The organism is Weizmannia sp. FSL K6-0777 (genome assembly GCF_038593185.1).
GTDB classification, from domain to species: Bacteria; Bacillota; Bacilli; order Bacillales; family Bacillaceae_C; genus Weizmannia; species Weizmannia faecalis.
The window spans coordinates 2,299,414-2,326,206 of sequence record NZ_CP151971.1; the positions used below are offsets into that span (position 1 = coordinate 2,299,414).

At 47.5% G+C, this 26,793-nt stretch carries 22 protein-coding genes and 1 pseudogene; 7 read left to right on the forward strand and 16 right to left on the reverse strand.

What is annotated here, in order from left to right; all coding sequences use genetic code 11:
• The first annotated feature begins 202 nt into the window (after positions 1-202).
• On the forward strand, positions 203-1,618 hold the full coding sequence (locus NST70_RS10995; protein WP_100183691.1) for an ISLre2-like element ISBco6 family transposase: 1,416 nt from the start codon (positions 203-205) through the stop codon (positions 1,616-1,618).
• A 487-nt stretch (positions 1,619-2,105) separates the two neighbouring features.
• Here the strand turns inward: NST70_RS10995 and NST70_RS11000 are convergent, their stop codons facing one another.
• Positions 2,106-2,795, reverse strand: a complete 690-nt coding sequence (locus NST70_RS11000) for a Crp/Fnr family transcriptional regulator (RefSeq protein ID WP_081106220.1) — start codon at positions 2,793-2,795, stop codon at positions 2,106-2,108.
• A 300-nt stretch (positions 2,796-3,095) separates the two neighbouring features.
• Positions 3,096-4,814, reverse strand: coding sequence for an acetate--CoA ligase (gene acsA, locus NST70_RS11005; protein WP_035189033.1), 1,719 nt, complete (start codon positions 4,812-4,814; stop codon positions 3,096-3,098).
• Between the two features lie 222 nt (positions 4,815-5,036).
• Between acsA and NST70_RS11010 the strand changes: the two genes are divergently transcribed.
• From NST70_RS11010 to NST70_RS11020, 3 genes are read left to right on the forward strand one after another with little or no spacing between them, the layout of a single operon-like run.
• Positions 5,037-5,669 carry a GNAT family N-acetyltransferase gene (locus NST70_RS11010; RefSeq protein ID WP_017550269.1) on the forward strand — a complete coding sequence of 211 codons (633 nt, stop codon included), beginning with the start codon at positions 5,037-5,039 and terminating at the stop codon, positions 5,667-5,669.
• A 28-nt stretch (positions 5,670-5,697) separates the two neighbouring features.
• Positions 5,698-6,345, forward strand: a complete 648-nt coding sequence (locus NST70_RS11015) for an acetoin utilization AcuB family protein (protein WP_017550268.1) — start codon at positions 5,698-5,700, stop codon at positions 6,343-6,345.
• Positions 6,342-7,496, forward strand: a complete 1,155-nt coding sequence (locus tag NST70_RS11020) for an acetoin utilization protein AcuC (protein ID WP_014097697.1) — start codon at positions 6,342-6,344, stop codon at positions 7,494-7,496. Before NST70_RS11015 ends, NST70_RS11020 begins: the two co-directional genes overlap by 4 nt.
• 95 nt (positions 7,497-7,591) lie before the next feature.
• Here the strand turns inward: NST70_RS11020 and ccpA are convergent, their stop codons facing one another.
• The 6 genes from ccpA to NST70_RS11050 all read right to left on the reverse strand — a co-directional run bounded on the left by ccpA (position 7,592) and on the right by NST70_RS11050 (position 16,614).
• Positions 7,592-8,590 (reverse strand): catabolite control protein A, encoded by a 999-nt coding sequence (gene ccpA, locus NST70_RS11025; RefSeq protein ID WP_035184303.1) that lies wholly within the window; start codon positions 8,588-8,590, stop codon positions 7,592-7,594.
• Between the two features lie 658 nt (positions 8,591-9,248).
• Positions 9,249-10,325 (reverse strand): bifunctional 3-deoxy-7-phosphoheptulonate synthase/chorismate mutase, encoded by a 1,077-nt coding sequence (locus NST70_RS11030; protein WP_014097695.1) that lies wholly within the window; start codon positions 10,323-10,325, stop codon positions 9,249-9,251.
• 411 nt (positions 10,326-10,736) lie between these two features.
• On the reverse strand, positions 10,737-11,114 hold the full coding sequence (locus NST70_RS11035; RefSeq protein WP_014097694.1) for a YtxH domain-containing protein: 378 nt from the start codon (positions 11,112-11,114) through the stop codon (positions 10,737-10,739).
• An 18-nt stretch (positions 11,115-11,132) separates the two neighbouring features.
• Positions 11,133-11,663: a DUF948 domain-containing protein gene (locus NST70_RS11040; RefSeq protein ID WP_014097693.1), complete on the reverse strand. Its 531-nt coding sequence runs from the start codon at positions 11,661-11,663 to the stop codon at positions 11,133-11,135.
• Positions 11,664-11,863: 200 nt separating this feature from the next.
• Complete coding sequence (gene murC / locus NST70_RS11045; RefSeq protein WP_014097692.1) at positions 11,864-13,177, reverse strand: UDP-N-acetylmuramate--L-alanine ligase; 1,314 nt, start codon at positions 13,175-13,177, stop codon at positions 11,864-11,866.
• A gap of 290 nt (positions 13,178-13,467) precedes the next feature.
• Entirely contained in the window at positions 13,468-16,614 is a 3,147-nt protein-coding gene (locus tag NST70_RS11050) for a DNA translocase FtsK (protein WP_326244238.1), read from the reverse strand.
• 174 nt (positions 16,615-16,788) lie between these two features.
• Between NST70_RS11050 and NST70_RS11055 the strand changes: the two genes are divergently transcribed.
• Positions 16,789-17,427, forward strand: a complete 639-nt coding sequence (locus NST70_RS11055; RefSeq protein WP_014097690.1) for a YhcN/YlaJ family sporulation lipoprotein — start codon at positions 16,789-16,791, stop codon at positions 17,425-17,427.
• Positions 17,428-17,481: 54 nt separating this feature from the next.
• Here the strand turns inward: NST70_RS11055 and ytpR are convergent, their stop codons facing one another.
• The 3 genes from ytpR to NST70_RS11070 form a co-directional block, all read right to left on the reverse strand.
• Positions 17,482-18,087, reverse strand: coding sequence for a YtpR family tRNA-binding protein (gene ytpR, locus NST70_RS11060; RefSeq protein WP_342475055.1), 606 nt, complete (start codon positions 18,085-18,087; stop codon positions 17,482-17,484).
• A gap of 18 nt (positions 18,088-18,105) precedes the next feature.
• Positions 18,106-18,900 carry a DUF1444 domain-containing protein gene (locus NST70_RS11065; RefSeq protein ID WP_017550264.1) on the reverse strand — a complete coding sequence of 265 codons (795 nt, stop codon included), beginning with the start codon at positions 18,898-18,900 and terminating at the stop codon, positions 18,106-18,108.
• A gap of 148 nt (positions 18,901-19,048) precedes the next feature.
• Entirely contained in the window at positions 19,049-19,363 is a 315-nt protein-coding gene (locus tag NST70_RS11070; RefSeq protein ID WP_014097687.1) for a thioredoxin family protein, read from the reverse strand.
• A 143-nt stretch (positions 19,364-19,506) separates the two neighbouring features.
• On the opposite strand from NST70_RS11070, the gene NST70_RS11075 reads away from it, so the two are divergent.
• On the forward strand, positions 19,507-20,646 hold the full coding sequence (locus tag NST70_RS11075; protein ID WP_014097686.1) for a fused response regulator/phosphatase: 1,140 nt from the start codon (positions 19,507-19,509) through the stop codon (positions 20,644-20,646).
• 93 nt (positions 20,647-20,739) lie between these two features.
• Here the strand turns inward: NST70_RS11075 and NST70_RS11080 are convergent.
• From NST70_RS11080 to NST70_RS11095, 4 genes and pseudogenes are all read right to left on the reverse strand, one after another.
• Positions 20,740-21,528 (reverse strand): annotated as a pseudogene (locus NST70_RS11080) (protein-glutamate O-methyltransferase CheR).
• A 339-nt stretch (positions 21,529-21,867) separates the two neighbouring features.
• Entirely contained in the window at positions 21,868-23,814 is a 1,947-nt protein-coding gene (locus NST70_RS11085; protein WP_342475057.1) for a response regulator, read from the reverse strand.
• Between the two features lie 42 nt (positions 23,815-23,856).
• A complete protein-coding gene (locus tag NST70_RS11090) occupies positions 23,857-24,501 on the reverse strand; it encodes a HAMP domain-containing protein (protein WP_342475059.1) in 645 nt (214 codons plus the stop codon).
• Entirely contained in the window at positions 24,498-24,632 is a 135-nt protein-coding gene (locus NST70_RS11095; RefSeq protein WP_258921294.1) for a hypothetical protein, read from the reverse strand. Before NST70_RS11095 ends, NST70_RS11090 begins: the two co-directional genes overlap by 4 nt.
• Positions 24,633-25,013: 381 nt before the next feature.
• Between NST70_RS11095 and NST70_RS11100 the strand changes: the two genes are divergently transcribed.
• Positions 25,014-25,325, forward strand: a complete 312-nt coding sequence (locus tag NST70_RS11100) for a PepSY domain-containing protein (RefSeq protein WP_061567098.1) — start codon at positions 25,014-25,016, stop codon at positions 25,323-25,325.
• 359 nt (positions 25,326-25,684) lie between these two features.
• On the opposite strand, the gene NST70_RS11105 is transcribed toward NST70_RS11100, so the two are convergent.
• Positions 25,685-26,539, reverse strand: coding sequence for an MBL fold metallo-hydrolase (locus NST70_RS11105; protein WP_061575930.1), 855 nt, complete (start codon positions 26,537-26,539; stop codon positions 25,685-25,687).
• Between the last annotated feature and the right edge of the window lie 254 nt (positions 26,540-26,793).

Consider the following 26,793-nt stretch of genomic DNA (forward strand, 5'->3'; position numbering starts at 1 on the left):
TTTGACTGTTCTTCCGGCATTTCATCTTCAGTTTGCAAAAAAAGCCCTCCGGAAGTTCGAAGGGGTTATACTTATCGTATTCTAATTCCTCTGTATGTGTAAAATTTTACTCGACGGGGCATATGAGTGGAAAAAAATGGGAAGACGCTCTATCATCTAATTGTACACTTCAAGATGAACATCTAGAGAGAGAGGTCTTCCCATGGATATTATATCAATAATTGCTGGATTATTAAAGGATACAAAGAGTCTTATCGAATTTGAAGAACAGCTTAAACTTCTGATGCAGAAGGCTTTTACACAATGGGTTGGGGAAATATTTGAAGAGTTAGATAAAACAATTAAACAGGAGAAGTTAGAGGAGGGCTGGGTGTACTGCCGGAGTGATAACAGAAACATTCAGTTTCTATTTGGAAGTGTGACCTTTAAACGCTCATTAATGCATGACAAGAGAGGAAATTCCCATTATCCTCTGGATGAATGGTTAGGGCTGGTACCACACCAACGATACAGCCCGTTAGTGGAATTAAAGGTGGCAGAGTTGGCAAGTGAGAACACCTATCGGGAAGTAGCTGATATTTTAAAAGAGTGGACAGCAGTGAGTCTTAGTCACACAACTGTAGGGAACATGGTAAAACACGTAGGGAAAACTCAGGCGGAAGCCGATAAGGCACTTGTAGAAGAGCTAGAAATAGCTGTTTCCCTGCCTGAGGGGAAGAAGGTAGACTACCTGTTTTCTGAAGCAGATGGTGTATTCGTTCGGGGACTAAAAAAGAAACAGAGTATGGAAGTCCACCACGCCATTCTCTATGAGGGATGGGAAACCAATGGTAAAAGGGTCTCCCTGCGTCAGCCCACAGTCATCATGACGACGGAAGACATTCAGACATTTTGGGATGAAGTCCAAGCCACAGCTGCCAACACCTATTCCCTCGAAAAAGCGCATGTCATTACAAACAGTGATGGAGGTGCTGGGTACACAGCTGAACGGTTTCAAACAGCATTCTCACAGTCGGAATTTCCGGTGCTCAACCAGCTGGATACCTACCACGTTGCACAAGCCATCATAAGGACATTTGGGGGCGGAAAGAGCGAGATCAAGGAGCAAATTAGAAAAGCGATTAGAACGCATGACCTGGACCAATTCACGTTATATTTGGATACGCACGAAAGCACCTTGACGGATAAAAAGGCCCTCAAGAAAATCAAGGAATTCCGTTCGTATATCTTGAAAAACTGGGACCGCATTTTTGACTGGAGAGACAGGGTGAAAAACGTGCCGGAAGGTGCGAGAGGCCTAGGAGCGATGGAATCGAATCAAAGGCATATCTCCTTCAGGATGAAAAAAAGGGGCATGCATTGGAGTGAACTTGGCGCAGAAGCCATGGTGAAAATCAAACAAGGCATACTCAATGGGACATTGAGAGAAGCCTATCTGAAACACCGTTCAAGAAGCGAGAGAAAGCAACGGAACTTGAAACAATCCATCAGGATGTCTCAACTACTCAAGCAGCCTGTACGCCCGTCAGTGGGCGTAAAGCACGGATCAGTTGCCCTGCATTCAAGCAGTTCATCGGCAATGGGACATTTAAGCAAAATATTAGAGCTTTCGTTTTAAGCCTGGCTCAGTGGGGACTGATCGTTGAGGCGCGCGAAATTTACGAGACTCCTGCGGGAAAAGCGAGCCAGGAGAGACCCCGCAGCGAGGTACGAGCGAGGAGGCTCGCCGGCCGCCCGCGGAAAGCGAGTGAATTTCGCGCGCCTCAACATCCCCGTTATCCATCTTTATACGGAAATATTACATCTTTTCCGAAAATTACACCGAGCAAGTAAAGCACGGTAGCCGAAAGTGTACAAAAAGAGTGTCTTGGAATACCCGATATTTAAACCTTGTCGAGAAAAACTTGACACATACAATTCCTCTTTTTCGCTTGCTGATCATCATTGTTCTGCCATTGGGAAAAGGATATCTTCCTCATAAATATTGTAAAAGACCATCAGGAAGAAGAAGTGGTTTACATCACGATGCCAGACAACGATCATAATAAAAGCGGGAAAGAAACCATTAAGAATATCCTTAACCGTTTCTTTCCCGCTGAAAAATGCTAATCAACGACACAGTATGATGCTGGACAACCTTCACAATTGATTTTTGATTTTAAGTAATCCAAACTGTGAATAATAATTTTTCTCCCTTTAAAAGAAATGACGCCTTTACTCTTTAAATCATTCAATTCCCTTGTAACACTTTCACGGGATGTTGAGCTAAAATTCGCCAATTCTTGATGGGTGATCGGCGCGTCCAACAAAATCCCGCCATCAACTTTTACACCGTAGCTATTTGAAATCCGAATTAATGTAGAGTATAACGCACCTTTTTTTCCATACAATACAAGATCACGGAATTTCGTATGCTGTTTACGGAAATGATCCGTCATCATTTTCAAAAACTCGAATGCGAAATCAGCATTTACAAGCAGTTCTTGTTCGATTACCTTATTTTTGATTACGAGAACCTCACTGTCTTCCAATGCACGGCCGTTAAAGAGGTATTTCCCATTATTCGAAAAGACCATTAATTCTCCAATTACTGCATTTTCCCCACAGAGGCGCAAGCATAGCTCTTTCCCATCCCCCGTCAATTTACTAATCTCAAATTTGCCGGATAGAACGAGAAAAAAGTTTTCTCCAGCTTGCCCTTCCCGAAAAACAAAAGTTCCTTTTGGTACTTTTTGTGTAGCATGTGCCATCGATTTCAGTTGCTTGAGATTCTTATCACTTAATAAATTGGTCAATGTTCATTCCCCCATTGTCAGGCGAAATACTTCTTTTGGCATAAGGCGTGTTTTCAACATGTCCTCCGATGTCCTCCGAGCCATGGATCATATATCGCGGGTGATGTCTTTTTCTTTTCTCCAGCATAATAAATACGAGGATATTATACTCGTCAAACTCCGGACAGGCAAGACTGCCAACTTTCGGCTATTTCCGGATGAAAGCAAGTTTTTCCAATTTAGGGGATTAAATGTCGATTTTATGGAATAAAGGGGTACCCCTGAAAACCGGATCTCCGGTTTTCAGGGGTGCTCTTTTTATCAATCTTCCATTGTCGAAAGGTCCCCGGCCGGCAGATCCAGTTCCCAGGCTTTCAGGACGCGGCGCATGATTTTCCCGCTCCGGGTTTTCGGCAGTTTTTCGCAAAACTCGATTTCCCGCGGCGCGGCATGGGCGGCCAGCCCTTTTTTCACAAATTGACGGATCTCTTCCTTCAGCTCATCTGACGGTTCGTATCCGTCCCTTAAAGCGATAAAGGCTTTAATGATTTCACCGCGGACCGGATCCGGCTTGCCGATGACACCGGCTTCCGCAACGGCCGGATGTTCGATCAGTTTGCTTTCCACTTCAAACGGCCCGACCCGCTCACCGGACGTCATGATAACATCGTCCACGCGGCCCTGGAACCAGAAATAGCCATCTTCATCCATATAAGCCGAGTCACCGGAAACGTACCAGCCGTTCGGGAAAAAGTAAGATTCATATTTTTGCGGGTTGTTCCAGATGGCGCGCATCATGGAAGGCCAGCCTTTTTTAATGGCGAGATTGCCCATCCGGTTCGGCGGAAGCGGGTTTCCCTGGTCATCAACAATGGCCGCTTCAATGCCAGGAAGCGGTTTTCCCATCGATCCCGGTTTGATATCCATGCAAGGATAGTTGCAGATCAGTTGTGCGCCGGTTTCCGTCATCCACCATGTATCATGGATGCGGAGTCCGAATACTTCATTGCCCCAGCGGATAACTTCCGGATTCAGCGGTTCACCGACACTTAAAATATGGCGCAAAGTCGAGAGGTCATATTGGTTAATGATTTCATTGCCGGCCCCCATCAGCATCCGGAACGAAGTCGGGGCGCTGTACCAAACAGTGACGCCGAACCGTTCAATCGTATTGTACCACGCTGCCGGGCTGAAGCGGCCGCCGACAACGACGTTTGTTGCGCCGTTTAACCATGGCGCAAACACGCCGTAAGAGGTCCCCGTTACCCATCCCGGGTCTGCTGTGCACCAGTAAATATCGTCTTCTTTTAAATCAAGCACCCATTTTCCCGTCTGGTAATGCTGGATCATGGCATTGTGGACATGGAGGACGCCTTTTGGCTTTCCGGTCGAACCGGACGTATAGTGGAGGATCAGCCCGTCTTCCCGGTCAACCCATTCGATTTCCAGTTTATCGGAAGCTGCGTTAAAATATTTCAGATAGTCTGCGTACTTTCCTTCTTCTTTGACATTTTCCCCGACAACAAAAATGGTTTCCAATGCCGGAAGTTGATCAGCCGGGACGCGCCCGACAAGGTCAGGGGTTGTCACAAGCACTTTCGCTTCACTGTCTTCAAGGCGGTCTTTTACGGCCCCTTCCATAAACGCTTCAAACAGCGGACCGACAATGGCGCCGAGCTTGATGGCGCCAAGCATGGCAAAATACAGTTCCGGCGAGCGCGGCATAAAGATGAAAACACGGTCACCTTTTTTGACGCCTGCTTTTTCTTTTAAAACATTTGCCGCCTTGTTTGTCAGCCTTTTCATTTCATAGTAAGTATATTTCTCGTTGCGTGAATCACTTAAATACATGAGCGCTACTTTATTTTTGCGGGAGCTTTCGGCGTGTTTGTCAATGGCTTCATACGCCAGATTGACACGCCCAGTTTCATACCATGAAAAATTTTTCTCGGCGTCTTTCCAGCTGAACGTTTTGCGGGCTTCTTCATAGTTTTTCAGATTGAAATCCCCTTGTACGGTTGGTAACGCTTCCAGTTGCATGTAATGTCCCCCTTTGTTTAGATTCACATATTTATTATATATGAAAACTGTTTTATTCACAATTTAAAACTTCTTTCCGCAAATGCCACCATTGTGAACAATTCTGGAATTTCCCTCTTTCCATATTGTTTTTGTTCTGTAAACATGAGATGATGAAATTGTGAAATGAACGGTCATTCATCATACGTTTTTCTTTTGATTTGTTCAAGGGATGGTGGAAAAATGGAACATAAGAAAACATACTACTCTATCGAATTGCCTACAAAAGCAGGGCCACTTGTGATTGAAGGGCCGGTTCCGGGGAAAAGGCTTGCGGAAATGGCATTCCATGAAGACTTAAAAGCTTTCCGCCCCGCGCCGAAACAGCATGCTGCCCTGATTGAAATTGCCGACCTGCCGGAGGGAAGGATCATTCTGGCACGCAGCGGCAATACAGTCGTCGGCTATGTCACGTTTCTTTTCCCGGACCCGCTCGAACGCTGGTCAGAGGGCCATATGGATAATCTTCTCGAACTTGGCGCGATCGAAGTCATTCCGAAATACCGGGGATGCGCTGTCGGCAAGCATTTGCTGAAAGTCTCCATGATGGACGACGCGATGGAAGATTACATTATTATTACAACCGAATATTACTGGCACTGGGATATGAAAGGGACCGGCCTGAACGTGTGGGAATACCGGAAGATGATGGAAAAAATGATGGCAGCAGGTGGCTTGAAATGGTTCGCAACGGATGATCCCGAAATTTGTTCACATCCGGCAAACTGCCTAATGGTGCGGATCGGAAAAAGAGTCGATCAGGAATCGATTGAAAAATTTGACCGGATCCGCTTTAAAAACCGGTATATGTACTAAAACTTCGGCAAAAAGGGGATGGGTAAAGATGATTGTGGAAGAAATCATGCAAAAAGACGTCAAGACGCTGTCACCCCGGCATACCGTACAAGACGCGCTAAAATTGATGCAGAAGGAGCAGATCCGCCATATCCCGCTACTCGATCAAAACGGCAAACTGTGCGGCGTCGTCACCGAACGGGACATCAAGGAAGTGGCGCCCAATCCGTTTTTCCCAGGCGAGCAGCTGGAAAAACTTTCGCTGCCGCTTGAAAAAATTATGAAAACGGACCTTTTGACAGGGCATCCGCTCGATTTTATCGAAGACATTGCCGCGCTCATGAATGACAACCGGATCGGCTGCCTGCCGATTCTTGAAAACGGGCAGCTGGTCGGAATTGTGACAGGGACCGATCTGCTTCAGACTTTTGTAGATCTGACCGGCGCAGGACATCCGAGTTCGCAGATTGAAATCCGCGCCCGCAACCGGACCGGCATCCTGCGCGATATCACCGAAATCATATACGAACATCATCTGAATATTTTAAGTGTGCTGATTTACCCCGACCGTAAAAATGAGGAAAACCGTGTGCTCGTGTTCCGGGTCAGCACGATGAACCCGGTGTCCCTCATTACGCATTTGAAGGAGGCCGGCTATGAAGTACTCTGGCCAAATATGCCGGGGATGCCGCGATGAAAGATGCTGTTTTCGTCTATTCCACCGATTTGCTGGCTTATCGTTTCCGCGATGACCACCCGTTTAACCAGATGCGGCTCCAATTGGTTAAAGAACTGCTCGAAGCGATCGGGGCTTTGAGTGGGGAGGATATTGTCAAACCACGGAAAGCTACTGATGAGGAACTGTTGCTCATCCATGACCCGTCATATGTGGAAGCCGTAAAACTGGCCGGGCATGGAAAACTTGATCCGGTCAAAGCAGAGAATTACGGGCTCGGGACAGAAGACACCCCCGTTTTTCCGAATATGCACGAAGCGAGCGCTTTAATCGCCGGCGGTACATTGCAGGCAGCCGAAGAAGTGATGTCGGGGAGGGCGCGGCATGCTCTGCACCTTGGCGGCGGGCTGCATCACGGATTCCGCGGCAAAGCTTCCGGATTTTGCATCTACAACGATACGGCAATTGCCATTAAATATTTGCGCAAACAATACGGCGCGCGCGTTCTTTATGTGGACACGGATGCCCACCACGGTGACGGCGTGCAGTGGGCTTTTTACGATGATGAAAATGTTTGTACGTTTTCCATCCACGAAACGGGCCGTTACCTTTTCCCTGGCACCGGCAATGTTAACGAATGGGGAACGGGAAAAGGATATGGCTATTCTTTCAATATTCCTTTGGATGCGTTTACAGAAGACGAATCATGGCTGGAATGTTATGCAAAAGCATTGGAAGAAATCGCAGCATACTTCAAGCCGGATGTACTGGTCACGCAAAACGGGGCGGATGCCCATTATTATGACCCGCTCACCCATTTGTCCGCGACGATGAACATTTACCGCGAAATTCCGAAACTGGCCCACAAAATGGCGCACGAATATTGTGAAGGCCGGTGGATTGCAACTGGCGGGGGCGGCTATGACATTTGGCGGGTCGTGCCGCGGGCCTGGTCGCTCATTTGGCTGGAAATGGCGGAAAGGGAAGGCGGAAGCGGAGAGATCCCTACTGCATGGCTTGAAAAATGGCAAAAAATCTCCCCCTACCCCCTGCCTGAAAGATGGGACGACCCGGTAGGTTTATACCGCCCGATCCCGCGCAAACCGGAAATTGAAGAAAAAAACCGGCTTGTGCTGAACCGGTTGCTGCAATTCATTAAACAGACAAAATAAAAAGCCGGCCCTGCCAGATCATTCTGGCAGCACCGGCCTTATTCATTCTATTCGTTTCAATGGTGAGCGTTACCGTTTACGCCCATGCTGCTTTTTTATTTTGTCGAATTCCGGTATTCCACACGGTGCGGCAGGATGACCTGGTTTTCCGTTACGGTTTCTTTGTTCATGTATTTCGTCAAAAGCCGCATTGAAACAGCACCGATATCATACAACGGCTGGACAACGGAAGTCAGCTGCGGGCGCACCATTTCAGCGAGACGCGTATTATCGGAAGAAACGACTTCCAGCTGTTCCGGAATGTTAACACCGGCATCAAGGGCGCCGTGGATTACGCCGAGTGCCATTTCATCGTTTCCGACAAACACGGCAGTAGGGGTCTTGTCCAATTCCTGAAGCCGTTGCCATGCTTCTATGCCGGAATCATATGTATAGTCCCCTTCCAGAACATAATCCTCATCGAATTCGATGCCCGCATTACGGAGCGCTTCTTTGTATCCTTCCAGGCGCAATTCGCGGTTGACCGCATCATGCAGCGGCCCGATTACCAATGCAATTTCCTTATGTCCCTTTTTGACAAATTCGCTGATCACTTCAATTGTCGCTTTTTTATAATCGATATTAACGGACGGAATTTTTCCCGTAGGTTCAATCGACCCGGCGAGTACGATCGGAACAGAAGATTTTTCAAATTCCTCAATATGCTCTTCCGTAATATTCCCGCTCATAAACACAATGCCGTCCACTTGTTTGCCGAGCATCGTGTTCAAAAGGCGCAGTTCCTTTTCCTTATTCTGGTCGGAATTGCTTAGAATAATATTGTATTTGTACATCGTTGCGATATCTTCAATCCCGCGGGCAAGTTCCGCATACAGCATATTCGACACATCCGGGATAATGACGCCTACGGTTGTCGTCTTTTTGCTGGCGAGGCCGCGTGCAACCGCATTCGGGCGATAGCCGAGCCGGTCGATCACTTCGAGCACTTTCTTCCTTGTTGTCGGTTTCACATTCGGGTTTCCGTTAACAACCCGCGACACCGTTGCCATGGAAACGTTGGCTTCACGGGCAACATCATAAATCGTAATATTCATCTTTCAATCACTCTCCAATATACAAGTCCTGTTCATAGTTTTCACCATTCAGCCTGTCTTAAACATAGAAATGTAAGGCTTTTTCCTCTGGTGTATCGTACAAAAAAATGCCCAAACACGATCGCGTTCGACACTTCTATCGGTTCATTAGACTTCTCATTATACCATATATGATAAGCCAGGCAAAAACTTCCTGCAAGGTTTGACACAAAATTGCCACATTCTTCACAAAGAATTTTAGGGGTAAAGACGACGTCTGGACGTTGGCGCCGCTTCTTTCGTGCCGTATGCAGCAACATGACAGCGGAATTTTGGCCAATTTGAGCTTTTGCTGGAATATTGCCCGCTTCCTTAGCCGTGGCTGCCTGAACTTTGGATGGATTCCTTTACTTAGAGCGCGTCTACGTTAAGAAAGCAAGCTAATATGAAGGCATTCCTTCACTTAGAACCCGTCTATGTTAAGAAGGCGCGAAAAACGATGGCATTCCTTTACCTAGAGACCGTCTACGTGAAGGAATTTCGCTTATTCAACAATCCCTAGTTTATCCGCCATTCGATGTTCTTGCGTTTAAAAATGACAGGACGACGCCACCACACGGCCGGAAAAATCCCCCACAAAGAAAAACCTTCTGCAAGGCAGAAGGCCGGATGCTGATCCTTATATTTTCGCCGGCAAAGCGGATTGGATTTCCTGATAAAATGCATCGAACTGTTTCAAATCCATTTGCTGAGCTGCGTCCGAAAGTGCGACTGCCGGATCCGGGTGCACTTCCGCCATGACACCGTCCGCTCCGATCGCAAACGCCGCTTTGGCAGCTGGAAGGAGCAAATCCCTTCTCCCTGTCGAATGGGTCACATCCACAAATACTGGCAAATGCGTTTCCTGTTTTAAAATCGGCACCGACGTAATATCGAGCGTATTGCGGGTCGCCCGTTCGTACGTCCGGATGCCCCGTTCGCAAAGTATAATCTGTCCGTTTCCTCTTGACATAATATATTCAGCGGCATTCATAAATTCTTCAATCGTTGCCGCGAGTCCGCGTTTTAAGAGAATCGGCTTTTGGATGGAACCTGCCGCTTTCAACAGCTCGAAATTCTGCATATTGCGCGCGCCGATTTGGATGACATCGAGGTAATCGACCGCTTTTTCGAGATCAGCAGGTGTCACGATTTCACTGATAACAGCGAGATCATATTCATCGGCAATCTGTTTTAAAATTTTCAGGCCTTCAAGTCCAAGCCCCTGAAAATCATACGGAGAGGTGCGCGGTTTGTAAGCGCCGCCGCGAAGCAGTTTCAGCCCCTTCGCTTTTACGGATGCCGCAACAGCCGCAACCTGGTCGTACGATTCAACCGAACACGGGCCGAATACAAAATACGGGTTGCCGTCGCCCACTTTTTCGCCTTTAATATCAACAATTGTATTTTCTGGCTGTTTCTTCCGCGAAACGAGCAATGCTTTCCGATGGTCATCTTCCTGCAGTTCAAGGGCCGCTTTAAAGATCTCTTTAAATAAATGTTCAATGGTAGACATTTCAAACGGGCCATCGTGATGTTCTTTAATGGCATTCAGCATTTCACGTTCCCGAACTGGATCATAGCGGTTTACACCCTGAGCTTCTTTCAGTTTCCCGATTTCCTGGACGAGCTCACCCCGCTTGTTGATCAGCTCCAGCAGCTTTAAGTTTACTTCTTCAACTTCTTTCCGCAATTGTTCAAGCTCTCTGTTCCCCACGAACCTCTCATCCTCTCTGTCAATATCCTTATCTCATTTTGTTGCCGGCGTCTATTACCATAGAAGCTTACAAGTGATTAGCACTTATTATAATCGATTCTTTTTAAAAAGTCACGAAAAAATTCTTTATCGGATAAACGCTTTTATGTGCTAAAGCAATACCCGTCCTGTTATAGTTTTATATGTTTTTCTCGGAAAAACGTTCCCTCTTTCTTTTCGTTTTGCCAGTCGCCATGTCCATCCTGATCGTAATTGATTATGTCGTGAAAAACTTCAATTCATATTATACCGCTCCATCTGAAAAAAAACGCACAAAGAGCGGCTGTCGTTTGGCGCGTATCATCCTTCTTGTTCTGTTTTCCTGTCTGAAAAGCACAAAAAAAGCGGCTGATATGCCGCTTTTTTTTGCGCTTACTCACCGACCGATGAGGAACTGCCTGAATTTGAACTTTGTTGATTCACATTTTCCATATCCGTTTGTGCTTTATCTTTTGCCTGCTGCGCGGTCTGAACGGCGCTGTCTTTCAGCTGGCTGCCTTTCTGCACGGCAAAATCGCGGACTTGTTTTGTTTTTTCAGCAGCCTGCGAAGCGAGCTGGGTCCCTTTTTCGGTCGCAAATTCGCGCCAGCCGTCTGTTTTTCCTTTAATGGTTTCCACCTGGCCGCTTAAGTCTTCCCGAAGTTCTTTCCCCGATTTCGGCGCCAGCATAAGCGCTACTGCAGCACCGACAACACCACCGACAATTGCACCAGTCAAAAAATCTTTCGTGGACATTTGTTCTTCAGACATGTAAATTCCTCCTTAAGTTTATGAATTTCTTACCCGTTGGAGCAGCCTTTCATCATTGCGGACCGGTTCTTCAAGAAGGTGTTTCGGGACAGGGTCTTTGGCATGGACAGGATGGGTTTCATTCGTGCCTGTGCCTGTACCTTTTTTACCCGACCATCTATCTTTTATTTCCTTCAGCGCAGCGCCCCATTGCACGGCCTGTGCAATTTTGTCCTGCCTTTTGCTGACGGCCGAAGCAATCGATGTTGTGACTTTACGCAGCGCCTGACTCAGTTGCTGGGCGGAAACACCGATATCTTCCACGGCATAGACGACACTGTTCAGCCTTTCCGATTTATGCTCGATGTCTTCAACCAACACATTCGTTTTTTCCAGTAATTTTGTTGATTCCTCTGTAATGCCGTGCATCTGCCCTTCAAGGCCCTTTACCGTATCCGACAAGTTGTCCAATGTTTTGCTTAATGATTTCAATGTCTTCGTCAGGGCGATGACCAGAATAAGGAATGCAACAGCAATCAGCGCCACGCTTAAATACAGGATGATTTTCATCTTTCGTTACCACCTCCATGTACAATAAAATTACCCCAAATCGCCTTCCTTAAACTATGGGGTTGAAATCTTTGCGGGTACCATCCTTATTTTCGCATAACGGCCGCCTTGTGCCAACAAAAATGGAAACATTTTCTGCTTGACAAATCTTATAACAAAAAAAGACATTGCCCGCCTGTTTTTCGGACAATGCCTTTGCCTTACCGGCTTACATGCTTTTGCAGCAATGCTTCGTATGCCTTTTGGTACTTTTGGATGTCCCCGGCACCCATAAAGAGAATGACACTGTTTTCAATGCCAAGAAGCGGGGACATGTCCTCTTCCTTGATAATTTGAGATCCGCTGACTTTTTCCTGCAAATCGTAAATAGAAAGCTTCCCGTGGTGTTCGCGCGCCGAGCCAAAAATATCGCACAGAAAAACCCGGTCTGCAAGGTTTAAGCTTTCCGCAAACTCTGTAAGAAATGCCTGCGTGCGGCTAAAAGTATGCGGCTGGAATACGGCGACAAGCTCTCTTTCCGGATATTTTTTCCGCGCGGCATCAATGGTTGCCTTGATCTCAGTCGGATGGTGGGCATAGTCATCAATGATGATTTGCGTGCCGATTTCTTTTTCCGTAAAGCGGCGTTTGACCCCGTGAAATGTTTTTAAATGCGTTTCAACCGCTTCTTTTTCGATGCCTTCGTATTGGCAGAGGGCGATGACCCCAAGCGCATTCAGCACGTTGTGGTTCCCGAAAGAGGGAATTTCGAACGTCCCATAAAAATTATTGCGGACCACCACATCGAATTTCGTTCCTTGCGGCTCCGTCACAATATTTCTTGCCTGAAAATCGTTGCCTTCTTCAAAGCCATAAAAAACAACCGGCACTTTCGCCTGGATTTTTTGCAGCTGCTCGTCGTCCCCGTAAGCGATGATGCCTTTTTTGACTTGCAGTGCCATTTCTTGAAAGGCGGAAAAGACATCGTCAATGTTCGCATAATAATCCGGATGGTCGAAGTCAATATTGGTCATAATCGCATAATCCGGATGGTAGGAAAGAAAGTGGCGCCGGTATTCACACGCCTCAAATACAAAATATTCCGCTCCCGGAACCCCTTTTCCCGTTCCGTCCCCGATCAAATAGGAAGTGGGCTTGATCTCATGCATGACATGGGCAAGCAGCCCGGTAGTCGATGTTTTACCGTGCGCGCCTGTTACAGCAACGCTCGTAAAATTTTTCAAAAACTCACCGAGAAATTTATGGTAACGGATCACAGGAATACCGCGTTTCATCGCTTCATCAATTTCTTCGTGCGTATCGGGAAAAGCATTGCCGGCAATCACCGTCAGGCCGGGGTGAATATTTTCCCGGTTGAAAGGCAGGATCTTAATGCCAGCATCTTCTAATGCCTGCTGGGTAAAAAAGCGCTTTTCCACGTCAGACCCCTGCACTTCGTATCCGATGTCATGCAGGATCTGTGCCAGTGCGCTCATGCCCGATCCTTTAATCCCTACGAAATGGTATACAGTCATAATAGAACCTCCAACACTGTCTATATGTATGCAGTATATGATAAAAACCCGCCATGTGCGATAAGGCATGTTTCCATAGCAGCTATACAGGCTTTATACGGCTGCCTTCATGCCCATCATAAAAAATTCATACTCCATCATTATATCATTTCCAGGCAGCCGTGAACATGAAAAAACGGAATTTTGCCCGCAGCCCGCCGGAAGCCGGAAAGGGCAGCGCACATCCGCATTCCGCATGCCCTTTTTCCTCTATCCTTGCCAAAACAGCTGCCGGCTATAAGGAAAAACGATCACTCTCTGCTTTCCGCTTCCTGCATTTGCATAAATTCGCTTTTCGTTATTAAAACATCCCGCGGCTTGCTTCCTTTCGCCCCGGAAATAATCCCCTGCTGCTCCATCATATCAATCAGACGGGCGGCCCGGTTATAGCCGATCCGAAAATTGCGCTGCAAAAGTGACGTGGACGCCCCGCCCTGGTGAATGACAAATTCGCAGGCGTCGGGAAAAAGCTCGTCTTCTTCTTCGCCCGTTTCCGTTTGTCTCAGCAATTCTTCAGGCTGGAACAAATATTCCGGCTCTGCAGTTTCCCTTACAGATGACACAACATCGTCGATTTCACGGTCGCTCACAAAAGTGCCCTGCAGCCGGACCGGTTTGGAAGTGCCGTTTTCCAAAAACAGCATGTCCCCTTTGCCTAGCAGTTTTTCCGCCCCACTCATATCAATAATGGTGCGCGAATCGACCTGTGAAGAGACGGAAAAAGCAATGCGCGTCGGGATATTGGCCTTGATTAAGCCGGTAATGACATCCACGCTCGGCCGCTGTGTCGCCAGAATCAGGTGAATCCCGCAGGCGCGCGCTTTTTGTGCAATCCGGCAGATGGCATCTTCGACATCCCCCGGTGAGGTCATCATTAAATCAGCGAGCTCATCGATGACAATGACAATATACGGCAGCTTTTCGGAAAACCTGCGGGTACGGACGGCCATTTCATTATAACGGTGAATATCGCGCACACTTTCATGGGCAAACAATTCATAACGCCTTTCCATTTCTTCAACCGCCCACTTTAATGCCGCTGTTGCCATTTTGACATCTGTAATGACAGGGCTGACGAGATGCGGAATTTGATTATATGGCGCAAGCTCCACCATTTTCGGGTCGATCAGGAGCAGTTTCAAATCCTGCGGCGCCGCTTTATACAGGAGCGAAACAAGCACCGAATTGATACAGACGCTTTTTCCCGATCCGGTGGCGCCTGCAATCAGCCCGTGCGGCATTTTTTGCAGGTCGGTTACAACCGGTTTCCCCGAAATATCCAGGCCCATCGCAACCGTCAACGGAGATTTGCTGTTTTGAAATACGGGATCACCGATGATCTCACGCAAACGGACAGGGCGGCTTTTCAAGTTCGGGATTTCAATGCCGACCGTATGCTTGCCCGGAATCGGCGCTTCGATCCTGATATCTTTCGCAGCGAGGCTTAATTTTAAGTCGTCGTTCAGATTGGTGATTTTATTGACTTTTACGCCCGGTTCAGGCTGGACTTCAAACCGGGTGACGGAAGGCCCCTGGCTTGCGTTTACCACTTTCGCGCGGACATTGAAATTTTCAAGTGCCTCATCCAGCGTATAGCTTTGTTCTTTGATCCACTCCTCATCCCGGGTCTGCTTCACCGGCGGCTCCAGCAACGAAAGCGACGGGAAAGAAAACGGTTTTTCACCGCTGTTTTCGGCCGGATTTTCTTGTTCCGGCCGGGGACCCGGGGCCTCTTTCTTTTCTGTGATCCTCCGGCGGTCCTGTTTCAGCATCAGCACGTTAAACGGCAGATGCTTTCGCGGGCGTCTTTCCGTTTTTGTTGCTTCGCCGGATGACGGAGAAGTGCCCGCCATCTCCGTATGCCGCTGTTCCGGTTCATTTCCTGCATTTTTTTCGGTTTTTTCCGAAGCATATGCCGAAGGGGTTCCCGGCTCATTTGCAAGGTCCGCCATGCTTGCCTCTTGAGAAACGGCGGCATCCTCTTTTGACAATTCACTTGCCGGATTGAATCCCAGTGTTCCTGCGTTTTGCTGGTCTGGTTCATTTACCAGGATGGCTTCGGTTTTTTCCGAAGCATATGACGAGGAAGCTTTTTCCGGTTCACTTGCAATGGCCGCCGTACTTGCTTCCGGAGAAACAGCCGCTGCATCCTCTTTTGGCAGCACACTTGCCGAATCGGATCCCGGCGTTTTCGCTTTTAGCTGTTCCGATTCATCTGCCGGGTTTGTGCCGGGTTCTTCCGGAGAAATGGCCGTGGCATTCCCTTTTTCCGGTTCGTTTGCCGGATCGGTTTCGGCTTTTTCCGGTTCACTTGCCGAAGTAGCTTTCTCTGTTTCCGGCTCATCTGCCAGGCTTATGCCGGATTTCTCCAGCATGCCTGCTGCTAAAGATTCCGGCGTGCCCATGCTATGTTGTTCTGGCTCCATGTTCTCCAAAGCGGATGCCGGAGTCTCTTCCGATTTTGCCGGGTCACTTGCCGGGTCGGATCCCAGTGTTCCTGCGTTTTGCTGTTCTGGTTCGTTTACCTGGATGGCGTCGGTTTTTTCCGAAGCATACGACGAAGGGGTTTCCGGTTCATTTGCAAGGTCCGCCGTACTTGCTTCCGGAGAAACGGCCGCCGCATCCTCTTTTGGCAGCACACTTGCCGGGCCGGATTCCGGCATTTCCGCTGTCAGCTGTTCCGATTCATCAGACGGAATTGTGCCGGTTCTCCCCAGCCTGTATGCTGCTTCGGATTCCGGCGTTCCTGTGGCTTCATCTGCCGCACCTGGTGAATCTTCGCCGCGCCCTGTTTCCGTTTGGACAGGTTCGCCCTTTTCCGCCTGATCCGCTGTTGCGCGCCCGGCTTGATCTGCCGGTAAATCCATTTTTTTCTCTTCGAACAATTGATCCGCCATGCCGTGTTCAGGTGTTGTCAGGTTCCGTTCGCCGTCCGTGCCCGGATTTTCTGCAAAATCAAGCAATTGCTGCAGTTTCGCCATATCCAAGAGACGGATATCCTTTTTGTAATGATCTTCCAGCTCGTATTCCAACACTGTTGTTTCTTCCTGCGCAGAATCATTTGTCGGCCGTTTAAATCCAAAGACCGGGGACGGGATATCCGTCGGCCGGAAAGGATGGCCTTTTTGCACTTTTTCGCTCCGTTCAGACTGTGGCTCGGGACGATGTTTTTTTGCCCGTGGCCGCTGCTTTTCCGGTTTTTCAGCCGTCTTCCGGCGCGCCCCTTCCTGATCCGGAATTACAGGAAAACGAAACTGTTTTTTCGGATAATGATAAGCCACACGAGTATCTATTTTGTCCGGGCGTGCCTGGTAAAGCCCGGGTTGTTCCGGGGCCTCTTCGTGCACGTTTTCATCCTTAAAATATTTTGCCATTTTTTTAATCCAGCTCAAATTCATCACTCTTTCCTTTGCTCATGCGTCCGAAGAGCCTTTCAAAAATTCTTCTCACCTTCCATTATACAAAGGAAACACATGTTTTTCGAGGGATTTTTTAACACAGGCATGCCGGCATAAAAAAATCGGGGTTAGGCACATTATGAGTGATACTATTTTTTTGAAGGAGGGAATGGATTGAAGATCGCAAAAGCATTGCTCGGCATCGGGCTTGCATCCGGGCTGTTGATGGGATGCGGAAACAATAACGGTGCTGGCGACAATAATGGCAACCGCAACAATGCACGGCCTGTACGCTATAACGACACAGCCGACAATAATGATGTGCGTTACAATAATGTCCGTTACAATACAGGAAGAACAAACGGCAATAATGGCGCTGATTTGACAAATAATACACGGGGTACACAAGGGATCAACAACGCCAATTTGACGAACAATAACGGCAACGGCAACAACAACAATAATAACAACAATAACGTCCGGGTGGCCAACCGTATTGCGCGCAGCATTGAGAATTTAAAAGAGGTAGCACAAGCGCGTGTCATCGCCACGAATGACAATGCTTATGTGGCTGTCTTACTGGAAAGGAACCAAAACAACGACAAACTTGACAAAAAACTGAAAAACAAAATTTCGAAAGTTGTCAAGCAAACCGATCCATCGATCAATGATGTGTACATTTCCGAAAATCCGGATTTCTTTGACCAGATGAGTGATTACGTCAATGACATCCGAAACGGCCGCCCGATTTCAGGATTTTTTAACCAGTTTAACGATATCATTCAGCGTGTCTTTCCGAACGGATCAAGATAAGCGAAAAAGGGCCGCATCCCGCGTGATGCAGCCCTTTTTTTGGCATCCGGCTTTTTATTCCGGCAGCGGAAATTCGCTTCCGACTTCGTATTGCCCGTCCAGCACAAGGATGCCTTTTTTCTGCGGTGCATTCGGGAGCCCGAGTTCACGCGCCGAGCAGATCATGCCACTTGAAGCCACGCCGCGCAGCACGGCATCTTTGATGATCATCCCGTTCGGCATAACAGCGCCTGTTTTTGCAACCACAACTTTTTGCCCGGCTTCCACATTCGGCGCGCCGCAGACAATTTGCAATGTCTCAGCACCGGTGTCAACCTGGCAGATGCTTAAATGATCAGAATCCGGGTGCTTTTCCTTTTCTTTTACATACCCGACAACGAATTTCGGGGACAAGTCGGCGTCCAGTTTTTCATCGAACCCGTTTTCGGCGAGTATTCCGTTCAGCTTGTCGAGTAAAGCTTCCGTCAGTTTCACGGGGGCGCTTCCTTCAAACGCGCCGTACCGGGATGCTTCAAAAATATTGAACCCGGCTGTTTCTTTTGTCTTTTCATCATAAATGCGGGCAACCGTGCCTCTCTTTTCATAAGCGGCATGCTCCGCGTCTTTGATCATAACAATCAATGTATCGCCGATGCCTTCGCGGTTGTAAAAAACATTCATAAACGAAACGTACTCCTTTCAAGACTTCCGGTTTTTGCCCAAAATAAAGACCGGCTCCAATTCGCCGTCCTGATATAAAAATGAGAGGGCAGTAATCGGCACATGGCCGTTTGCAAAAAAATTCATCGCCATTTGCGCGATTATATCATAACCTGTTTCATTGCGGATGTCACCTATAATTAAAACATCCTGATGGGGAACAGCAAGAACCATTTCCCCTTCCGTTTTCTCGGACATTTCCTGCAATAACTTTTCATTTAAAATCCGGCTTGCATCATAGCCATCATTCGTGTTCAAGAAATAAAAATCATTCCCTGCGACAGTGTCTTTTTTCATTTTCGTGGAAAGCGACCGTAAATTAAACCGCGCCGTTTCCCGAATTTGTTCCGGGCTCCACTCTTCCCGCTCCAGCATTTGAAGATCGATCAACCGGTACGTATTCCCCAGATCAAGCGCGTAATAAATGCGCGTCTCGGCCGTGTGCGCATCGGTTAAAAACGGGATGCCTCCTGGAGCTTCTTCTGGAAAAGAAGTGGACCGGATCACAGGAAAAATACTTTTTTCCCGGCCATTAAGCGAATGGTTTTTCCCCATTACACCGAGCGCTGCTTCCGCATAATAGACAACTTCTTTAATCGCTTCTTCTTTTTGGGTAGCCCATTTGGCGGCAATCTCCGGCAGGGAAATATTGAGTCCCTGGTGTGTGTCTTCATTTTCGACCCGAAGTACATCTTTTTCACGGTCATAGGAAAAAATCCGTCCTTTTTTCTCCAGCCTTTTTTCCAGCTCCCGTCTTAATTGTTTCGTATCCATTTTCCGGTTGGCACCTCCTTTATCCCCCAGCTTAGGAAAAATCCCCCGTCCGCAAAGAGGGGGATTTCGGCCTGCTTTTTGTCTTTCCTGAAAATATGCGTATGCATTCGGATGGTGCCGCGTTCAATGCGGCTTGATCATCTATGATTCAGGCAAGGCTTTCGATAAATTTTTCGACTTCTTCTTTTGTTTTCCGGTCTTTGCTGACGAAACGGCCGATTTCCTTGCCGTCCCGGAATGCGACAAAACTCGGGATCCCGTATACATCAAGATCCGCACATAAATCCAAAAATTTATCGCGGTCAACATGGACAAAAGTATAATCGCTGTATTCTTTTTCAATTTCCGGCATAAACGGGTCTAAGAAGCGGCAGTCCGGGCACCAGTCCGCTGAGAACAAAAAAATATGTGTCCCGTTTTCTTTCAAGTTTTTAAAATCTTCCATTGATTGCAATTCCTGCATGGTTAAACCCTCCAGTTTCTGTGTCTTCTTTTTATTATACCGTAACGGCAGAGCTGTTTCATTTTTCATCACCCGGCTTTCCCGGTATAATGAAAATTAAGCAGTTTGCGGGAAATGGACTTTTTACATAAGGGGTAGACTTCATGACCATTTTAATTGTAGATGACCATAAAGTAAATTTATTTGTCATAGAAAAAACTTTAAAAAATGCCGGATATGATCAGTATGTATCTTTCACTTCGGCTAAAGGATTATTCGCTTATTTGCATCTAAATGAGGAACACGCGCCAAAACCGCCTGCCGACTGCATTTTGATGGATATTATGATGCCCGAAATCGATGGTATTGAAGCGTGCCGGATGCTGCAGCAGTCACAGCTTTTTCGTGATATTCCCGTCATTTTCCTGACTGCGCTTGATGATGCCCGGAAGCTGGCGGAAGCACTGAACGCCGGGGGAATCGATTATATTACTAAGCCGATCAACAAAGTCGAGCTGATCGCCCGCCTTAAAGTAGCACTGCGCCTGAAAGAAGAGAAAGAATGGCATGCGGAACAGGAAAGGCATTTAAAAGACGAGCTCGATCTTGCAATGCAGGTTCAGCGCACACTTTTGAGCGAACCGATAAAAGAAAACTGTCTTTCCATTACATCTTCGTACAAACCGGCTCATCAACTGGCCGGTGATCTTTATTACTGGTATAAAATGGATGATCACCGTTACAGCCTCATGCTGCTCGATGTGATGGGGCACGGGATTTCGGCATCGCTCGTCTGCATGTTTATTTCTTCCAAATTAAGGGATTTAATGCAAAGCAAGGCAGACCCTGAAACGGTGATGCAGAAATTAAACGAACTGATGCTTTACCTGAATAAAAATGGCGGGTTGCAGGATTATTTTACAGCCATCTACCTTGTGCTCGACTGTGCCAGCAAAACGATCGAATATGTGAATGCCGGCCACCCGCCCGCTTTTGCCCTCGTGGATGAAAAGGAAGTCGTGTCGCTTTCGGAAGGCGGATGTGCTGTCGGCTTCTTCCCGCAATTGAAAGTGGAAAAGCAGGTGCTCCGTTACCATGAGAGCCTGCAACTCCTTTTATTTACAGATGGCGTAATGGAAGCACTCGATTCGGACAGCCACGACGGCTTGAAAATCCTGCAGCAGCTCGCTTCATCCACTTGGTCTCCAGAAAAGGCCGCTTCCCCCTTGGATACCGTCCTTGCCAAAGAACTGCAGGAACAACAGCCGGATGATATGTGTGTTGTGCTCGTGCAGGCAAAATAAGTGCTAGGGCTTACTAAGCGGGATATAGGGGTTGTCCGGCGAAAATACAGTAAAAAACGGCGAGATCGCAGTGTCTCGCCGTTTTTTAAATGGTTATGCTTTTTTTCGGTAAATTTTTTCTTCTCTGTCAAAAACCTCATACTTTCCTTCCGTATCAATTGTCCGCACGGTTTCTTTATGGCCGAGCCCTAAAAATCCCCGGTTCGTTAAACTTTCATCAAATAATCGCAAAACTTTTTTCTGAAGGTTTTGGTCAAAATAGATCATAACGTTCCGGCAAATAATCGCATGGAACTCATTAAACGAACCGTCCGTGACAAGATTGTGCTGGGCAAATACGATATTTTCCGCAAGGCTCTTATTGAAATAGGCATGCTGGGCATCGGCCGTGTAATAATAGGAAAATTCGCGTTTCCCACCTGCTTGGAAATAATTTTTCGTATACGTCTGCATTTTATGAAGCGAAAAGGCGCCGCTTTCCGCCTGGCGCAACACTCGTTCATTCATATCAGTTGCATAAATTCTCGTTTTTTCGCGCAGCCCCTCTTCGTCCAATAGAATGGCCATCGAATAGGCTTCTTCACCCGAGGAGCAGCCTGCATGCCAGATCCGGATTTCCGGGTACTGCCTTAATTCCGGGACGACTTTTTCGCGAAAGGCGACAAAAAAGTCCGGATCCCGGAACATTTCTGTCACTTAAATGGACAAATCATTTAACAGCACTTCAAGGAATTCGGGTTCATGGATCACCCTTTCGATTAGCGCGCTGATGCTCGGCAGGTTTTCGAGCCGCATCCGGTGCGTAACCCGCCTTTCAATGGAAGAACGGGCATACTGGCGGAAGTCGTAGCCAGATATCCGGTAAATGGCAAATAGCAGCATATCCAGTTCGAGCTTCCTGATGTCCTCATCCGTTAGTTGGTTTTTTTTCACGCTTTTTGCACTCCATCATTCTAAAGTTTGGGCTTGTTGAAATTGCGGAAATGGCATTCATTTCGCAACGGCCGCTAAAAAGCAACAAAATTTCCCGTGCTTCCTTTACTTGAAGCATGCCTATGTGAAGATAGCGGGCTAAATTTGCGGCCTTTTTTACAAAGAAAATCCTGTAACGAATTTTTTTCGGACTTCCCTGCGTGAAGAAAGCAAGCAAAATGTACAGCCTTCCTTCACCCCGTACCCCTCTCTCCGCTTTTTCACGGGCTTCCTTCCCTCAGCCTGCCTTTATTCTAGCGGCAGCCATACCCGCATGACAGATAACAGCTGGTCCATCTTCAGCGGTTTGCTGATGTAATCTGTTGCGCCGGCATCCAGACACTTTTGCCGGTCGCCTTTCATCGCTTTTGCTGTCAGAGCGATAATGGGCAAATCCGCAAATGCATCGTTCTTCCGAATTCTTTGCATCGTTTCATAACCGTCCATGCCCGGCATCATAATATCCATGAGGACGATGTCGACCTCTTTGTGAAGGTCCAGCATATCCAGGCATTCGAAACCGTTTTGCGACACAAGCACTTTCATGCCTTCTTTCGACAGCGCCTTTTTCAGTGCATAAATGTTCCGGTTGTCATCGTCACAAATCAGCACCGTTTTATTTCGGAGCGCCTGATCGGCTGATTCTTCTTCGCCCTGCTGCTGATCTTCTTCATGCAGCAATGCCGGCGCTGCTTCGCTTTCCGACGCTGGCACTTCTTCCGTAGCGGTCATCCCGTTCGGCAAGCTTGGAATATACAAAATGAAGGTGCTGCCCTTTCCGACAGTGCTGTCGAGACAGATTGTGCCGCCGAGCAAGCGGGCAAACTCACGGCAAATGGACAAACCGAGTCCCGTACCGCCGTATTTGCGGCCGGTCGCACCGTCCCCTTGCTGGAAGACTTCGAAAATGAGATCCTGTTTCTTTTCCGGAATCCCGATCCCCGTGTCTTGCACAGCCACTTCCAGCCAAAAATCGGCGCCTTCCGTTTTCACGTATTTTCCGGCTGTTTCTGCGCTCACTTTGCGCATCCGGAACGTCACCGAACCATTTTCCGTAAATTTGACGGCATTTGAAAGCAGGTTTTTCACGATCTGTTGGAAACGCCGTTGGTCGGTATAAATCAAATCCGGCACATTATCATCGACATCAATCTTCAGTTCAAGTCCTTTTTGCTCTGCCAAATAAGCAAACTGGTTGCCGACATACACTGGCAATTCACGGGTGTTCGTCTCTTCAATGACAATTTCCATCTTGCCGGCTTCTACTTTGGACAAGTCAAGTATATCGTTAATTAAATTGAGCAAGTCACTGCCGGATGAATGGATCACACGGGCGAATTCTTTTTGTTCTTCGGTCAGATTGCCCTCTTCCGATTCATCCGCCAGCATTTCGGAAAGAAGCAGAATGCTGTTGAGCGGCGTCCGCAGTTCATGCGACATATTTGCAAGAAATTCAGATTTATACTGCGAGCTCTGGATAAGCTGCTCTGCTTTTTCTTCCAACTGATGCTTTGTTTTTTCCAGTTCCTGCGCTCTTTTTTCCGCTTCTTTCGTCCGTTCCTCAAGCTGTTCATTGATCATGCGCAATTCTTCAGACTGCGACTGCAATTCCTCCGACTGGGCTTGCAGTTCTTCCGATTGCGATTGCAACTCCTCCGACTGGGCCTGCAACTCTTCCGTCATCATTTGCGATTCTTTCAAAAGCCGCTCAACCTCCATTCTGCTCAGGACACTGTTGATTGCCATCCCGAGTGTATGGTTGATTTGCTTGATGAGCTCAAGCCGCGCCGGCGTGAACTCCTCCAGGCTTGCCAGTTCCAAAACCGCCAGTACTTCCTCTTCATAAATGACAGGCGCAATCAGAATGCTGCGCGGTTTCGCTTCACCCAAACCGGTCGAAATTAGCGAATAATTTTCGGGAACATCGGTAATGATCCGGCTCTCTTTTTCTAACGCACACTGGCCGGCCAGCCCTTCCCCGTATGAAAATTTTTCGCGGCCCGGATTCCCGCGGTCTTCCGCATAAGCGGCAATTTTGACAAACTCGGCTTTTGTTTTTTCTCCTCTTTTCAAGTAAAAGGCACCCATCGAGGCTGCCATAACAGGTACGGCTTTTTGAATAAACCGTTCCGCCAGCGTATTGATATGGGTGATATTCTGGTACATCGTCGCCATTTTGGCAAGTGTTGTCTGCATCCAGTTTCTTTCCGATATTTGTTCAATATAATTTTTTTCCTTCTAGCTTGCCTGCTCAAGCGATGCGGCCATCCGGTTAAAAGCCGCGCCGATTTCCCCGATTTCATCATCTGTCGTAACATCCGCCCGCGGCAGTGACGTAAGGTCATCGTAATTGATATGCGTCATCACTTTGGAGATGTTGTTTAAGCTTTTCGCCGTTCCCGATACAATCCAATAAGCAATCAACAGCATAACGGCAATCATCAGCCCGGAAGAAACGACAATCATCTGCAGCAAAGTTTTTTCCAGCTGGCTGGCATTTTTCATTGCTTTAGACATCAAGTTTTCCTGGAAATTTTTAAAATCGGTAATGTATGCCGTTAAATGGCTCCGCTTCGTTTGATAGTCGGAAATCACCCCGGACGGCACCGTTTTATTGTGCCGTGCATCATTGATAATCGTTTCTTCCGTTTCCGTATAGGAAGCAAATTCATTTTGGAGCTTTGCCAAAATATTTTTTGCCTGGCTATGGTTTAATATATTGTCTAGCTGGTTCAGCCTTGATTCGATTTTTGCACGGTTAGCCGTAATATTTTGAATGGCGGTTTCCGTGCCGCTTGCTTTTTCATCATTGATAATGGCTAAAAGTTCCCGGTCGGACTGCGAAAACAGCAGCTGGATCTCCGTTGCCATTTTTACTTTCATATAGCGGTCCTGCACGATTTCAGACATGTTTTTTTCATATGGTTCATGGAAACGAGCATGACGACAGCCGTGACAAGCATAAAAGCGAGTATCACGCCGAACCCTGCATATTGTTTTTTCTTAAAGCCCATGCTTTCTTCCCCCTGTTTTTCCATCTGCCGGATATATCAACACTTCTCAAGCCAAGTGATGAAGCCATTGAAGCTTATACTCTATTCCCGATTTTCCAACATATTATACCACCAATTTGTGGCAAATTTGTTACAAAACGCTGTCCCCCGCAAAACTGGACGTTTTTCCCGGGACAAAAGCCTGTGGCCGTTGCAAAGAAATGTCTGTGTGGTAAAATTTTTCTCGAAGAGGCAGAAGTGTTGGCGCGGAAAAAGAGGCGCCCGATCTGAAAAAGCTGGTTTATTCAAATTTTCCGATCATTATCTTTCTTTGCTTTTTCAGTGTATAATGATAGCTAAGTGAAATATTAGATGCACTAAATAATGAAAGGGTGGGCACTTATGAATTGGAAAACTTTTATAGCCGGAATTGCAGTGGGCGCAGCCGCCGGGTATGCCGTAAATGAAACATTGCACCATACCGTTAACGTATCCGCAGAAACCGTTCTTGCAAAAGTCAAGAAAGCGTTTAAAGAAAACGGGCCGATTGACGGTTCCTGGATTCAAATGACAGAGGAAGATTATGAAAAATATCCGTTTAAAACGAGGGTTTATAAGGGCGGGGTTTCGCTTACAAAAGACGGGGAGAAGAAGCAGTACGAGTTTATTGCTGACTCCAAAACCGGCACCGTCCTCGATGTCTATCCGATTTAACGGAAAAGCAGATCTGTAAGGACCGGTTTTGTAAACCGGCTTGTGCCGGATGGCTGGAAAAGCAGCATCCTTTTAGGGCTGGCTTTTCATGCCGGCTCTATGCGCAGCGGTTTGCTTAATTTAAACCCGGCTCTGTTCCGGATATCCCGGTTTAGGGCTGGTTTTTCATGCCGGCTCTGTACCGGACAGTAAGCAGAATCGGTTTAAGGGCGGGGTTTCATGCCGCCCTTCTCAATACCGGCCAGTTTAGCAGGAAGCCGCAGGGGGTTATGGCCATGCAAAAAAATATGTGCATAGATCGTTTTCCATACGCGGCAGTAAAAAACGGCGGACCTTTTGTTCACCGTTTTTTTGCTGCTTTATACGGGCGTTTTTTCACGCTCCACTTTTTCTGCCATATTCCCGTCCGTATCCCACTTCAGCGCCCGGTAGACAGCGTCGTGGTAAAATACAAACCAGGCATTGTCTCGGATCGCCTCTTCAATCCATTTCTGTTTTTGAAAAATGGAGGTCATAGGGTAATCATCATAAGCCATCACCCAAAGCGGGTTGCGGTGCGCATGCGTCGGCAAAAGATCTGCCATATGGATCCATTTTTCGCCGCCGGACTCCGCCATGACAATCGCATGCCCGTCACTGTGCCCGCCTGTATGTACCATCCGGACTTTGCCTTCAATAGTAACTTCTTCTTTAAACGTTTGTACCTGATGCTGGATCGCTTCCCAGTTTTCCTTCCAATACGTGCTTTTTGAACGGATATTCGGGTGGCGCATTTCGTCCCATTCCGTTTCAGATACATAGATGGCCGCATTTGGAAATGAAGGGACATATCCCTTTGTATCATCCGGCATGGTCAGGCCGCATGCATGGTCAAAATGCAAGTGCGTCATCAGGACAATGTCGATATTCTCACGTGCCAGCCCGAATGCGCTTAATGCGCGGTCAATCTGCGACTCCTCTGTGACGCCGTAATTCCGCTTCTGCTTGTCTGTCAGTTTTCCGTTCCCAATGCCGGACTCAATGAGGATGTTTTTCCCGTTCAGCTGAAAAAATATCGGGTCTGTCCGAAGTTCGATCTGGTTTTTTTCATTGTATGGATATTTCCGCGACCAAAGCGGTTTCGGGACAACGCCGAACATTGCCCCGCCGTCCAGATGCGTGACGCCGCCATCGAGCCAGTAAAGGGTCATTTCACCGACTGTTAAATGTTCCATTCTTTTCCCTCCTGTAATCGATTTCATTTAAAAGGATTCGCCGCCATTTCCCATTTTCCTGCCTGTGCCGGGACGAAAAAAGGCAATCCTCCCTGCTCGCTTTGCCCTGCGGCTTTCCCCCGCCAGTTCCGTAATGCCAAAAACTGAAAATGCTGTTGCGTTTTCCCCAGCCTGCTGCACGGTGCAAAAAACTGAAAATGCCATTGCGTTTTCCCAGCCTGTTCCTCGTGCAAAAAATTGAAAATAACGTTGCT